The 14175-nt window shown below is 34.3% G+C and carries 12 protein-coding genes and 2 pseudogenes; 9 read left to right on the top strand and 5 right to left on the bottom strand.

Annotated elements, in window-relative coordinates; translation table 11 throughout:
* Positions 1-303: 303 nt before the first annotated feature.
* Positions 304-607: pseudogene (locus CN326_RS18385) on the bottom strand (IS4 family transposase); the annotation flags it as partial.
* Positions 608-1118: 511 nt separating this feature from the next.
* Here CN326_RS18385 and CN326_RS18390 point away from each other — a divergent pair.
* The 9 genes from CN326_RS18390 to CN326_RS25210 all read left to right on the top strand — a co-directional run bounded on the left by CN326_RS18390 (position 1119) and on the right by CN326_RS25210 (position 10942).
* Complete coding sequence (locus CN326_RS18390) at positions 1119-1388, top strand: WXG100 family type VII secretion target (protein ID WP_098310422.1); 270 nt, start codon at positions 1119-1121, stop codon at positions 1386-1388.
* A gap of 379 nt (positions 1389-1767) precedes the next feature.
* Complete coding sequence (locus CN326_RS18395; RefSeq protein ID WP_098310423.1) at positions 1768-2277, top strand: hypothetical protein; 510 nt, start codon at positions 1768-1770, stop codon at positions 2275-2277.
* Positions 2278-2394: 117 nt separating this feature from the next.
* Positions 2395-5715, top strand: coding sequence for an FtsK/SpoIIIE domain-containing protein (locus CN326_RS18400; RefSeq protein ID WP_098310424.1), 3321 nt, complete (start codon positions 2395-2397; stop codon positions 5713-5715).
* Between the two features lie 27 nt (positions 5716-5742).
* Positions 5743-6210: a hypothetical protein gene (locus tag CN326_RS18405; RefSeq protein ID WP_098310425.1), complete on the top strand. Its 468-nt coding sequence runs from the start codon at positions 5743-5745 to the stop codon at positions 6208-6210.
* Positions 6211-6291: 81 nt separating this feature from the next.
* A complete protein-coding gene (locus CN326_RS18410; RefSeq protein ID WP_098310426.1) occupies positions 6292-7119 on the top strand; it encodes a WXG100 family type VII secretion target in 828 nt (275 codons plus the stop codon).
* Between the two features lie 18 nt (positions 7120-7137).
* A complete protein-coding gene (locus tag CN326_RS18415) occupies positions 7138-7443 on the top strand; it encodes a barstar family protein (RefSeq protein ID WP_098310427.1) in 306 nt (101 codons plus the stop codon).
* Between the two features lie 457 nt (positions 7444-7900).
* On the top strand, positions 7901-8377 hold the full coding sequence (locus CN326_RS18425; protein WP_255258160.1) for a hypothetical protein: 477 nt from the start codon (positions 7901-7903) through the stop codon (positions 8375-8377).
* 95 nt (positions 8378-8472) lie between these two features.
* Positions 8473-10620 carry a DNA topoisomerase III gene (gene topB, locus CN326_RS18430; protein WP_098310429.1) on the top strand — a complete coding sequence of 716 codons (2148 nt, stop codon included), beginning with the start codon at positions 8473-8475 and terminating at the stop codon, positions 10618-10620.
* Positions 10621-10813: 193 nt separating this feature from the next.
* Complete coding sequence (locus tag CN326_RS25210) at positions 10814-10942, top strand: hypothetical protein (RefSeq protein WP_098310430.1); 129 nt, start codon at positions 10814-10816, stop codon at positions 10940-10942.
* 47 nt (positions 10943-10989) lie between these two features.
* Here the strand turns inward: CN326_RS25210 and CN326_RS25215 are convergent, their stop codons facing one another.
* From CN326_RS25215 to CN326_RS18455, 4 genes and pseudogenes are all read right to left on the bottom strand, one after another.
* The gene (locus tag CN326_RS25215; protein ID WP_369680120.1) at positions 10990-11406 is read right to left on the bottom strand and encodes a LysR family transcriptional regulator substrate-binding protein; all 417 of its coding nucleotides are present in this window, start codon (positions 11404-11406) and stop codon (positions 10990-10992) included.
* Positions 11407-11708: 302 nt separating this feature from the next.
* Positions 11709-12248, bottom strand: a complete 540-nt coding sequence (locus CN326_RS18445; protein WP_098310431.1) for a hypothetical protein — start codon at positions 12246-12248, stop codon at positions 11709-11711.
* Between the two features lie 50 nt (positions 12249-12298).
* Positions 12299-13331: pseudogene (locus CN326_RS18450) on the bottom strand (IS1595 family transposase).
* A gap of 141 nt (positions 13332-13472) precedes the next feature.
* Entirely contained in the window at positions 13473-14138 is a 666-nt protein-coding gene (locus CN326_RS18455; RefSeq protein WP_098310432.1) for a nitroreductase family protein, read from the bottom strand.
* Positions 14139-14175 lie beyond the last annotated feature (37 nt).

Here is a 14175-nt window from a genome sequence, read left to right on the forward strand (position 1 = left end):
ACCTTAAGGGGATAATATCACGGATAATTTTAGTAAATGTCTTTTTAATTTGCGTGCCCAGTCTAGGTAGGAGCAAAGTCGCCTAGTAGCTGACAGGCAACTGGTGGAGAAATCCTAAGGTTGTAGCCCTGTGACAAAGTAACTTCTAGTAGAAGTGCGAGCGAATCAGCAGACTGTAACATTAAGTGAACCTTGCCGCCTCGTCAAAAGTAACCTAGTAATAGGACAAAGGGGAGTCGAATCTGGAGAATATAGGCGAAGACCATGGAAGATGTGAAGAACTTGGAATTGCAACTAAGATATACAAATTGAAAATGAGGAGAAATAAAAAGCAAACAGCTTTTTTATTGAAACGTTTATTGAGTCCTTCCGGATTAATAAGAGTTCCTGTAGCGGCATGAAGTTGACTGCACAGTCTAACTAAAGAAGCACTCGCTACCTGTTGACTAATCCAAACACAGATAGCAGCTAAATCATGACCTGAAAATTTACGCTTTCGTTGTACAAAAGCTAGTTCTCTAGCAAGCTTTTCTAAAAATGAAGGAGTAAGATGTTGATGTAATTCTTCAGCAAATAATTGTAATTCATCTTGAATCGAGAGATTCATACAAAAACGTCATCCTTTCTAATTTAGTTTGTTTAGAAAGAATAACGTTTTTTTACACTTGGGGATAGTAAAGAATCTTAAGTTGATGGGCATGCGGCTGTACCCCTAATAATCCCTAAAGATATACCCTTAAACAACCAAAGGCCTCACAACCATCCTTTCCCTTGAAAGACACTGCGTAGTAGATCACATTAACAATCTTGGAACGAATACCTCGTTCAGCTCCTGCTGTAACTGAATCCAGGACATCTACAATATCTGTATTCAACCAAAATCCCACTTGCTTTTTAATTGTTTCAGGTCTTTTTATTCCATTTAATTGGATAAAGTTGTAATAATATATAATAACTAGCTTATATTTTTATAGAGATAAGGGAGGCGATCATTATACAAAACATCCAATCATAAATAATAAAAACTTATTTTAATAGTACAAGTTTTCAGGTTCTAAAACTGTAAGGAAAAATCATTTTGTAAGCGATATTTTACAATTATAAAAGGGAGGAAAAACATGGCAGGAAACGTTATTAACTCACCGGAAGCAGTAAGACAATATTCTCAACAGATTAATAAAGGAAGCCAAGCACTCGAACAAATTCTTAAACAGCTGCAGTCAGCGCATGCAAGTGTGGGGTCTACATGGAAAGATGCACAGCATGCTAAATTTGGAGAGGAGCTTAATCATTTGATTAGCCAGATCAAATCAACGATTCCAGCTTTTGAACAATATAGAAATCATCTTAATAAAAAAGCAAGTATACTTGATGATTATTTAAGATAGTTCATATTATAAACCATTATACTTATAGCGGTTCAAATAAAGTAAACAAAATGATTAACCGCCCCAATTCTTTCTGAAGGAGGCCTAAAGCTATTTCTTATTCAACTGAATTAGCAGGAAAAAAACAAAAATTTGAATCATCCGTAAGGAAATTTGAAGGAATCTGGAATTCACTAGAAAGTGATTGGAAGGATCAGCAAAGAAAGAAATTTGAGCATGAAGCTATACAGCCTATCCTTTATTCAAGTGTAGCTTTAAATCGCTCTCTTCAAGAATTGTATATAGTCGCAAGAGAGTTAGAACAATATTTTAAATGAGTGATTGAGTATCTTTATTCGCAAATGATTTTCGATAGTAGATGGAGGGGAGGGATACAATAATGCCAAGCAATGAAGGTGTCAATGCTCTTGATTATCCTGATGATCTCAAGCGGTTGGTAGCAGAGGGAATTAAAGATTTTAATGAAGAAATTGATAACATAGACTGGAATTCACGAGTTGAATTCAACTTTGTCCCGGCTGAATTTGAAAATAGGTTAACGAAGTTGTCTGAGGATGCTATGGAGACAAAAATTTCAGTCTATCGTAAACGAACGAGAATCATAGCCTTGCTATACGGAATTTTTTTCGTATGTATATCAGGAATAGGTAATGGCCTATTTTTCGGATTGATGGCCCTAGGAGTCATCAGCCTTTACAATCGCATATGGGCTAAAAATTATGGGGGTAAAGATTATGCGTTCAGTCTGATTTTACCATTAGTTATTATAATATTATTTTCGCTATTTGCAGAGTTTATCGGCAAGTTAATAGGTACATTAATTTTTGCTGTATTTGTAATTTTGATCTTTTTATTGTTAATACCCCTAGTAATAAAATTTTTCCACTAAATCCAGCTCATTTAAAAGAGTCTAATTATCCCACCTAGACATTTAGAAATTAATTTTAGACAGAATTAAAAATTATTAAATGGCTGAATAAAATATCTTTCATGGAGGGAGTTCTTTTTGAATAAATTACTTTCTGAATTGATGTTAATATATAGAGAATTAAATGACATTGAAAACACCCATAATCAAAAAACAAAGAAAATTAGTGATCAATATAGCTCTAAAAAAGAAAAGCTTATGGTGAATTATCTAACTAAAGGACAAGAGCATATTTGCTGGATTGAAGATTTCTCTATTTTTATCAAACAAATTGAGGAAGAATTTATTGTACTGGATAAATTTTATGCCAAGAAAAAAGATAGATTAAAAATTAAAGAAAATTATACTTATCCCTATTCTCAAATTAAGAACCCCGTAGAAGAAATAGTAAAGATTGCCAACAGATTATTAGAAGTTGGAACTGACCTCTTAACTAATAAACCTATTTTTCACTTTACTACCAACAACAGAACACAAAAGTATACGGAGATCAAATTCCTCTTTGAGCGCGCAAATTTAATTGAAACAAATTTGAAAAATGAATACTTGAAAAAGTTAACATCTAACGTAAAGGGACAAGGCAAGCAATTAATCTCAAAAACTTATAGTCAATTGTGGGAATGCCATCAGATACGACGTAACGAACTTGAAGAGAGAATTCCGACAGAGGTCATACAAGACCTTATGCAAACGGTTGAACCGCATAAGCCTGATTTTTTACTTTCAGGCACTCGAAAATTAGAAAATCCAATTATCAATCTAGGATTAATGAAAGCGAAATTTGAAACACTGGATCAAGAAGAAATTTCAGGTTCAGTGATTGAAGAAATGTATGGTGACTGGATTGAAGATGATCATTTCATCCTTCCGTTTGCTTTACAGTTCAATGGAACTTGTTCAATAATGATTCATTCAAATCGGCAGGTAGAAAATAAAGTGAACAATGGAGTTCTCTCCATAATATCTCGAATGCTGGCACAACTGCCTCCAACGAAACTTCATTGTATTTTTATCGACCCCAAAAATGCAGGCAGAATCTTTTCGCCATTTATGAAACTGGCATTGAAAGATGACCATGTAGTAGGAAAACAGGTCTTTACCAGTCAAGAGGCTATTCATAGAGCACTAGATGGGATCTATAACCATATTGATAATATTATGCAATTTAAGCTCTCTTCAGGATTCGGAGATATTTATGAATACAACTCGTTTGCAAAAGAGAATGCCGAAAGTTATAAACTACTCACGGTATTAGATTTTCCAAAGAATTTTTCAATGGACATGATGGAGAAACTTCTTTATATCGTTGAAAACGGTTCAAGATGCGGTGTCCATACAATTATTACATATAACTCTGAATTTGTTTCTCAGTTCCAGCAGGATGCCTTTAATCATATCTTTGAAAAACTTGGTAAATTATTATTGGAGGTTTTTAATGATAACAAGAATTTATACCTCTTCCAATCATATCCTGAAATTCTCATAGAATTTTTCTCACCGCCACAACATGTAGAACTCCAGACTTTTATTGAGAAGCTTTCTGAGCAAATTGTCACAGCAAACAAGAAAGGAACTCCATTCTCCATTATCATTCCTGACCTTTGGTTTGCAAGAAAAAGCTCAGAATCATTAACCATTCCGCTCGGGAAAACAGGGGCGGGTGAAACACATGAACTTTTATTTGGAGTAGATACCTCACAGCATGCAATTATTGCGGGTAAAACTGGATCAGGTAAAACAACATTGCTGCATACACTAATAACGAGCGCGTGTATAAACTATAGCCCGGATGAATTGCAATTCTACTTACTTGACTTTAAAGAAGGCGTTGAATTTATGGAATACGCCAACTACAAAATACCACATATGAAACTCCTTGCACTTGAAAGTGAGCAGGAGTTTGGTGAAAGCATATTAATAGAACTCCAAACAGAATTAAGCCGTAGAGGAACAATTTTTAAAGAGCATGGTGTTCAAAATATCAAGGATTATCGAAATAAGACAGGCGGAAAAATGCCGAGGATACTTTTGATTATTGACGAATTCCAAGTATTATTTGATAGCCATTTAAATAGTAAGATAGCCAGAAACTGTGGAGCACTTATCGATGACCTTGTAAGACGGGGACGTTCATTCGGCATTCATATTATTTTAGCCTCTCAAAGCATTTCAAGTACAGCTAATTCAACGTTTGAGCCTACTACCCGATCACAAATGGCCGTTAGAATCGGTTTAAAAGCGGATGAAAAAGATGCTCGAATATTATTAGGTGAAGATAATAATGGGATAGAGAGTCTTGGACAAGAAATGGGAGTTGCCATATATAATAGCGATGCTGGAAATGCTCAGAATGTTAAATTTAAGATTGCATACCTTGATAAATCAAGCCAAGAGGAAGTACTACAAGCAATTCACAACTATAGTACGGAAAATGGCCATGTATACAATGCTCGAGTATTCTCAAGTCAAACCTTTGAAAATATTGAAGAAGCCAACATACCAATTAATGATCCACTCGATCTCTACCAAAAGAAAACAAAGGGTATTCAGCTATGGATGGGTAAATCAAATCGCGTAGCACCTCCTTATTTAACAATAAATCTGAACTACCGTAATGAAGACAATATGATCATATTAGGACAAGATGAGCACCTTGCCAGAAAAGCATTATTCAATACCCTATGTTCAGTATTGTTCCAGTATCAAGCAAGCACAAGTGATACAAAGACAAAAAAGATTATCTTTGCAGATTTTCCGTCCCCAGATAAAGAAGAAAAAGATAGTTTGGATGAACTGCTAGAGAAATTGCCTTCGTTTATTGAAACTGTAAATAACGATAATGATTTTCAAATGAAATTAGATTACTTACACGAAGAAATGAATAATAGAAAGCATGGCATCCGTTCACCAAAAAATCTATACTTCTTCTTTTTACACGGTATCCAACGTATTCATGCAGCATATGATACGACAGCACGTGTGGAGGATAATCAAATTGATGAAATTATGTCTGAATTTGGTTTTAGTAACAATTCGAATGAGGATTCAACAGAGGGATACTTGACAAATATTTCGCCAAACCAAAAGTTCCTTGAATTACTAAAAGATGGCCCACGATATGGAATCTATGTCATCGCATGGTGTGATACAAATAGTAATTTCACTGACCTTTCAGGATATGATCCAATAAGATCCTTTGGTCATAGGATTGCCTGCAGATTACGGGATGATGAGTCGACAAGATTCCTGGGAGAAGAATATGCCACTTTATTAAAAAAAGATAGCCTTATTTATAAAGACTTAAGGGGAGATTATCATAAATTCCAGCCATTTGAATATCCAAGTGTCAGCTGGATAGATAGTTTTGTACAGAAGATTACACATCAGGTTAAATCTTAAGTAACCTTACCTAAGTAGGTGATTTCTATGGGTGTGCACAACTCGACTGAAACGCTAGATAAATTTAAAGATGCTCTTAAAATACTTAGTACAAAGCTACATGTAGAATGTGATAAAGTAAACGGAACCATTAGCAAAATTGAGAATGAAATCTTGAATGCAGGACAAAAGCTAAGGAAACAAATACAAGAATGTGAAAAGGCAGTTAAACATGCTCAAGTTGTATATAATACTTGTGTGCTCGTTAAGGGAGAACGAGGTTGTCGTAGCGAAGAAGAACAGTTAATAAGAGCAATAAAACAACTTAGAACAGTTCAAGAGAGGCAGAAAGCTTTTAAAAAGCTATGTCAACAATTTGCTTTGGTAGTAGAAAATTGGAAAAAGACTTATTTTAATCATGAATTGTTAGGTAATCAAGAGAAAATTATAGGTACTATTAGCAAGAAACAAGAGTTGTTAAGACAATACATTCAAGGGAATAAGCCTCTATGTTAAGTACAACATTTTTTTGGTTCTAAAAGTTTAAAGAAAAATCACTTTGTAAGCGATATTTTACAATTATATAAAGGGGGAAACATGGCAGGAAACGTTATTAACTCACCGGAAGCAGTAAGACAATATTCTCAACAGATTAATAACGGAAGCCAAGCACTCGAACAAATTCTTAGACAGCTGCAGTCAGCTCATGCAAGTGTGGGGTCTACATGGAAAGATGCACAGCATGCCAAATTCGGAGAAGAGCTTAATCGTTTGATTAGCCAAATCAAATCAACGATCCCAGCTTTTGAACAATATAGAAATCATCTTAATAAAAAAGCAAGTATACTTGATGATTATTTAAAATCTCATACAGCTAAAATAGGGACGGGTAATACTTTTAAGGGCGATAGTGGAGGTAAGGTAATTTCAAGTGTTGAAGATTTATCAGAAGCTGCTAAAGCCAAAGTGAATGTGAAAGGGAGTGCAAAAGAAGTCAAAGATGAGGTTTTTACTAAGGGGACGGGTAATCCTGGAGCTAGTAATATTGCACTGTACATCCAATATAAGCAGGTACTAAAAACAACTGAATTAGCTAATCCTCTTGTCGATAGTTTAAGACAGACAGGGAAATTACCTTCGAATTTTGTAACTAAAGTGGATGCTGCTCAAAATGGATGGAGACCTGGAAAAGCAGTAAATAATTATGTGCCAGGTGGACAAATCGGTGGAGATGTTTTTCAAAACACAACACAAGTTCTGCCTGCTGCGCTTGGTAGAGTCTGGTATGAAGCGGATGTTGGTCTAAGTAATACTATGTCTAGAAGTAAACAGCCAGGAACACGTTTGCTTTATTCAAATGATGGTCTAATGTATATTACATATGACCACTATAACACGGTTCATTTTATTGGAACTTACAAGTAAAGGAAGGAAGGATATTTAATGAATACTAAAGGTGAGGATTTTGTAAAAGAAGTCGTTGCTATTGATGTTGGGAGTGTAAGAGTTTTAGAAGAGCTTCATTCATTGTTAAAAAGGGAATTGGGGTTTCCAAATTATTATGGGATGAATTGGGATTCTTTTTGGGATGCAATTACTGGATTAGTAGAAATGCCAGATACTCTAGTTTTTATAGGATGGAAAAACCTAAAGGAGCAGTTACCAGAAGATTCTCAAATTATGGTAAGTCTTCTCGAGAAGTACAATGAACAATTCTCTTCGTGGAAATGTAATGTACTATTTAAATAATTGAAGAAGTCAAAGAGTTTTGGTGTATATCATCAAGGCTCTTTTTTTGAGCTGTGAGTGCCGAATGAACCTTTCATTCAATTAATAGGGGTCACCATACATGCCCATCGACTTAAGATTCTTTACTATCCCCAAGTGTAAAAAAACGTTATTCTTGGGGTTCAGCCGCATCGCCATCAACTTAAGAAAAGTAAATACCCCAAAAACCAAAAAAAGGTAAACGTAAAAAGACCGCCTATTACGAACAAAATACCAAAGGAGTGGATTACGATAACGTAGGGAAAAACGATATTGAATCTATAGAGATAAGTAAAAGCAATGAAATTTCCGAACCGAACAATAAAGTAGTTTCACTTAATTTAAAGAATGCGACTGACAAAATTCTTGTGTGGAACGATAGTACGAATCTATTAAAAGAATTATCTAATGAAAAAGAAATACAGAAAGTTATATTTGTGTGGAAAGCAGAGCTTACAGATACGTAGATATTGTAGATTTAGTAGAGAAGCATTATGGGGATAAAAATACTTTAATTAAAGATCTTCTTCCATATAGCTATTTAGTGGATAGATTGGTAGAGAAAATAGAGGTTTTACAAAGTAATTTAGCAGATATTTCAAGGCAGTTGAATAAGAAAAATGATATAATAAAAGACTTGGAGAATGAAAATGAAAAATTACATAAGTTATTAGATGGATTTTTTTATATGCTTGTTGGATCAGAAAAGGAATTAAAAAAAGTAATAAATACAGGGGAAACAAAGTGTGAAGCAATAAATTACGCTTTGACAGAAACTTTTGGTAATCCTATTATGTATATTGAAAAGTTTAGTCAAAATGTAGATATGAGTAATCCAAAAGAAGATCGAGATAACATTATACAATTGAAATCTGAAAACAGTGTAAATATTCAAAAAGATGATTATGATTGGTGAAAAATCTTCGTTTTGAATATTTTTTTGACTTCAAAAAAGTCGAGAAGCATTTATACCTTATTTTATAAAGAATAAAGGAGAGTGACTTAAAAACTATGACCGTATTAATTATTGCCGAGAAACCAGATCAAGGTTTAGCGCTTGTTTCTCAATTTAAATATCGACGAAAAGACGGTTATTTGGAAGTGGAAGCAAATGAATTGTTTCCGAATGGTGCTTATTGTACGTGGGCCATTGGTCATTTGACGCAATTATGTAATCCAGAACACTATCATGAAGAGTGGAAAAAATGGTCATTAGATACGTTACCAATGATTCCAGAACGTTTTCAATTTGAAGTAACAAAATCAAAGTATAAGCAATTTAATGTTGTGAAACAACTGTTACATAATCCGCAAGTGACGGAAATTATTCATGCGGGAGATGCAGGGCGTGAAGGAGAATTAATTGTACGGAATATCATTAATCTTTGTAATGTACAAAAACCGATGAAGCGTCTGTGGATTTCTTCTTTAACGAAGCAAGCAATCTATCAAGGATTTAAAAACTTACTTGATGAAGCAGATACAATCAATACGTACTACGAAGCATATACACGATCATGTGCAGACTGGGTTGTTGGGATGAATGCTTCCCGTGTTTTTAGCATTTTACTAAAGAAAAAAGGAATGAATGATGTTTTCTCCGCTGGACGCGTGCAAACACCAACACTTGCATTAATTGTGAAACGTGAGAAAGAAATTGAAAACTTTAAATCAGAGCCATTTTGGGAAGTGTTCGCAACCTTTAATATAGGAGGAAAGAAATATGAAGGTAAGTGGGAACAGGACAATGAATCTCGCTTAAAGGATCCCAATATGGCGAATAAAATCGCTGCATTTTGTCAAAATAAACCGGCTGAAGTGAAAGAAATGAAAACAGAGCGAAAAGAGTTTCAGCCGCCATTTTTATTTAACTTATCATCCTTACAAGCAACGGCGAATAAAGCATTTAAATTTTCACCGAAAAAGACACTTGATATCACACAAGTGTTATATCAAAAAGGAATTGTTTCTTATCCGCGTTCGGATTCTAACTACGTAACAGAAGGAGAAGCTGCAACGTTTCCTGATATTTTGCAGAAGCTAAGTCAGTTTGAAGATTATAAAGATTTGTTGCCTGCACCAGTTTCTTCTATTATGAATAACAAGCGATATGTGAATGAGAAGAAGGTTACAGATCACTACGCCATTATTCCAACAGAACAAGTAACAAATCCAAGTAAATTATCAGGTGATGAAAGAAAAATTTACGATATGATTGTAAGAAGATTGATTGCGGCGCATTATGAAGCTGCGATTTTTGATTACACTACAATTACAACGCTTGTTGATGGACGTGCTGAATTCATTTCAAAAGGAAAACAGCAAATTCAAGAAGGTTGGCGTAAAGTGATTTTCCAAGATGATAAAGATGAAGAAACAATTCTTCCAATTGTACAAGAAGGGGAACAAGGAAAAGTTGCAAAGGTGAAAGTGAAAGAAGGAAAAACCCAGCCACCAAAACGATATACAGAAGGTCAGCTGATTACGTTAATGAAAACAGCTGGGAAGTATTTAGAGAACGAAGAACTGGAAAAAGTATTAAAAAAGACAGAAGGTTTAGGGACGGAAGCAACGCGTGCAGGCATTATTACAATGTTGAAGGACCGCAAATATATTGATGTGAAGAAAAATCAAGTGTATGCAACCGATAAAGGGAAAGTATTAATTACCGCAATTGGTGATAAAATTTTGGCTTCCCCAGAAATGACAGCAAAATGGGAGCAGCGCCTTGCCGAAATTGGAGAAGGCACAGCTTCACCAGCAACCTTTATGGAACAAACGAAAAAATTATCAGCGAAAATTATTGAAGATGCGGTAGAAATGTCTGAGAAATGGGATTTTACAGGTTTACATGTGGAATCTATTGAACGATCTAATTCTAAATTTACAGTTGGTAAAAAAGTCGGACAATGTAAAAAGTGTGATGGAGATGTAATTGATAAATCTACTTTTTATGGATGCTCGAACTATAATACAACGAAATGTGATTTCACAATCTCTAAAAAGATATTAGGAAAAACGATTTCGCAAAAGAATATGAAGAAGCTACTAAAAGGTGAACAGACGGAACTAATGAAAGGTTTTAAGAAGAACGATAAAACGTTTGATGCGAAGTTAGAATGGAAAGATAATAAGATTAATTTTGTGTTTGAGAAGTGATGAAAGGTGTTACGCTATGTCGTAACGCCTTTTTCAATTGAGAACGAAATTAAAAAGGCAGTAAATGAGTAATGAATTTAATTTTAGGGAATAAATACAAAAACAAAATGTTTGAGTTAAGGCTGGTTAAAAGAATCAACGGGGCTTTATAAAAACGTAGCGAATATTTAATATTTAAAAAAGGACGTGCAATATGGACAAAGAGAAAAAATACACTGTTGTTGGCACTGATATTGAAGAGGTGAAGGAGCTAAATAAGAAATCTGGTTTAACATATAATGAGGTAAAACAATTATTAGCAAAACAAATGAAGCAAAAGTGAATATACATGAGGCCACAAACACATTGTTTATGAGCTCATGTATACTGTTATAACTGATTACATACTAAAAAAGTATTTATGATAGGAGTTTTTTCTTTATAAGCAAGGCTAATTTGACGATATTTTTTTTGTTTTAGTTTTTTTATTTCAATATTTTTATGAGACTTAAAAAATAGTTCAACGCCCATGCTAATCCCGATATTTTGTGAAACCATATTAACAATCGTTTCACAATTCAGTACTTCTAATATAATGTTTGGGAATACATCATGAGCAGATAAATATTCTAAGACTAATGATTGATAGGGCCCTTTTGGCATAATAAAGTCCATATTAGCAATTGTCTTTATATCAATTGTTTTTTCATTAACCAGTGGATGATTTTTCGGTAATCCTAAGACAATTTCATCTTTTGCAATATATACCGATTGAAAGTGTTTTTTGTCGTTTCCTCTATAATGAATCCTACATCTACAGTGCCATTATTAATCCACTCCACAATTTCCACATACGTACCTTCGAATAATATTACTTTGACTTCTGGGTAGCTTTTTTTAGATTTGATAGCATTGTCGGTAATACTTGGGCTGCAGCACTTGTAACTTTGCCATACTTTGCAGGTGGTATATTAGTCATTGCAATTGGGTTACAGTTTATTTTAATAATAGGCTCTGTTAAATTTTAATGTTGATTTTTTAATAAAAATTAGGGAAACTCAATCTTTAAGGGGTTTCCCCATTCTTGTTAAGCTAACACTTTGGTTAGTTCAATTTGCGTGCCAACTATGCCACACTCCTTTAAAATATTCGGATAATACGCCTTCTCCTTGAAATCTATCTTCAAGAACAGCTTGCACCTGATAAAATTCATCTTTAAGTTTTCCCTCAGTATTAGGGAAGGACCCTAAGTACGAATATCTATACACTGGTTCATTTGGGCATAGTTCATAGGCACGTTTTAACATCGAAATACCTTTTTCTTCCCAATATTCGTAATCACCGAAGTAATACGGGAACAGCGAAATCATATAACCAAAACACCAAAGAAAATCCTCATTTGTCATAAAATTAGCCAATCCAAAATGCGTAACTTCATTTAATACAGTCTCTAACTCTTCAAAATCTACATCTTTAATCCCCAAAGGTCCCTCTTCGACTAAGACATACCAGCAAAAGAAACCAAGTCGAATAATAACTTTTAAGTCATTGGGATTTTGCCGCCAATTCTTTATTAGGAGCGATTTTGCTTCATTCCATCTTTCTTGACTTTCTAATGTATCAACTTCCGTCCATCGCCAATCAATCACAGTAGTTCACCACCCATCTTGCATATTTACTAACCATAGTTGAACAAGGCTTAAGTATTAAATTTTGACAAACGTAAACTTTCATAGGTATCGGTCATTTCAAATATAAATGAAGACAGTAAGAATTCCATTATATTGTGCTTAGTGCTTTCGTTACTACGATTATCTACAAATAAGAACCAAGCAAGGAAGGTAGTTATCGAGATACTTTGTAGCCACACCTTTAAAACGGTCTATCCATTGTTTCATACGAGAGTGGAGACCATTGACGTTCTGAATGTGATACAAGCCCTTAATAACGTGTTTGCCCTCGTTCGATTTAATTCTGTAATGTTCTAATCCTTTTTCTGTTGCATAGGTCTTGTAGGCTCTCCAAGCATCTGTAACAAGTACATTATCTGGTGACAGTTTAGAACCAATCATATTGTCAACCTTTATTTTAACGATACGCCCCATACAAGCAACTTTGGACACAGTTGCTTTTGTACGGTCTCTGGCAACAAGAACACAGACTTGTTCGTGACTAATCCCTCTGTGTTTAGACTTTCCATCACGTTTGCGAGGTTTACGGTCAGAAATGCCACGCTTACCCTTTTCAGAGTATAGGAAATAGGTCTCTTCTACTTCAACGATACCTTCAAATTGCTTAAAATCCATTTGTTTTAATGCACTTAATAATTTGTGTCTCCAATAAAAAAGTGTAACCCAAGTAACCCCTACAATTTCGGCAGATTTTCGCAGGGAATAGCCTTTGAACATACAATCAACAAATGTAATCCATTCATCACCCTTTCGAGTGCGATAAAGAACTGTATTAGTTGTATCTGTAAAGGTCTTATTACAACACTTACAACGATAGCGTTGGCAACCATTGTATTTTCCGAACCTTACAACGTGTTCAGATGCACAATGAGGGCATTCAAACCCTTCTTTGAAACGTATTTCACGCATTTCATTGATTAGACGACCACCGACAGATGAAGATGGTTCAACATAGCGTTTTACCCATTGAAACACTCGCTCTTTTTCTGTGTGCGACAATTTTCCGATATGTTTTAATAGATTACTAAACGCTTTGCTCAACCTTTTCATCTCCCGAATGTTTGTTCTTATATTGATTATACTAACATTTCGGACAGGTTTAAATTATAGTTTATGAAAAATATAAAAATAGTCTAAGTCAAAATATGTAATGTGACTTAGACTATTTTTATTTGTTAGGTATTATTTAAAGAATTTAATACGTTCTTCTGTTGGTTTAAATTCTTTGTTATTCGCCGGAGCAACAGGTTTACCAAATGGCATTTGGGCAATTAACTTCCAGCTACTTGGAATATTCCATTCTTTTTTCACTTCATCGTCAATAAGAGGATTGTAGTGTTGCAGTGTCGCACCAAATCCTTCAAGTTCTAAAGATGTCCAGATAACAAATTGAAGCATACCAGATGATTGTTGTGACCATACAGGGAAATTATCTTTATATAGGGCAAAATTCTCTTGTAAGTATTCAATTACGCTATTGTCCTCAAAGAATAATACTGTACCATAACCGTTTCCAAATGCGGTCATTTTTTCTTCTGTTGAACTAAATTGATCAGCAGGAACAATTTCTTTTAATGTGTTTCTTGTAATATTCCACAATTTATCATGTTGTTCTCCTAACAATACGACTACTCGTGCACTTTGTGAATTGAAAGAAGAAGGTGTATGTTTCACAGCGTGATTTACAATTTCTTGAATACGTTCGTCTGAAATGACAGCCTCTTTACTAATTGCATAAATAGAACGTCTATCTGCTACAGCAGAATAAAAATCTTTTGTTGTATGTTCTGCATGATTTACTTCTTCTTGACTAGTTGAATTTCCAAATAATTTATTTAAAAAACTCATTTTATACACCACCAAATTTTATTTTTTAGTTATTACT

Source organism: Bacillus sp. AFS018417, from assembly GCF_002560985.1.
Classification (GTDB): domain Bacteria; phylum Bacillota; class Bacilli; order Bacillales; family Bacillaceae_G; genus Bacillus_A; species Bacillus_A rhizoplanae.

Coding starts and splice junctions, on each gene's coding strand:
- CN326_RS18410 (WP_098310426.1), top strand. CDS start 6,292: ATGGCAGGAAACGTTATTAACTCACCGGAAGCAGTAAGACAATATTCT.
- CN326_RS18415 (WP_098310427.1), top strand. CDS start 7,138: ATGAATACTAAAGGTGAGGATTTTGTAAAAGAAGTCGTTGCTATTGAT.
- CN326_RS18395 (WP_098310423.1), top strand. CDS start 1,768: ATGCCAAGCAATGAAGGTGTCAATGCTCTTGATTATCCTGATGATCTC.
- CN326_RS18455 (WP_098310432.1), bottom strand. CDS start 14,138: ATGAGTTTTTTAAATAAATTATTTGGAAATTCAACTAGTCAAGAAGAA.
- CN326_RS18405 (WP_098310425.1), top strand. CDS start 5,743: ATGGGTGTGCACAACTCGACTGAAACGCTAGATAAATTTAAAGATGCT.
- CN326_RS18390 (WP_098310422.1), top strand. CDS start 1,119: ATGGCAGGAAACGTTATTAACTCACCGGAAGCAGTAAGACAATATTCT.
- CN326_RS25210 (WP_098310430.1), top strand. CDS start 10,814: ATGGACAAAGAGAAAAAATACACTGTTGTTGGCACTGATATTGAAGAG.
- topB (WP_098310429.1), top strand. CDS start 8,473: ATGACCGTATTAATTATTGCCGAGAAACCAGATCAAGGTTTAGCGCTT.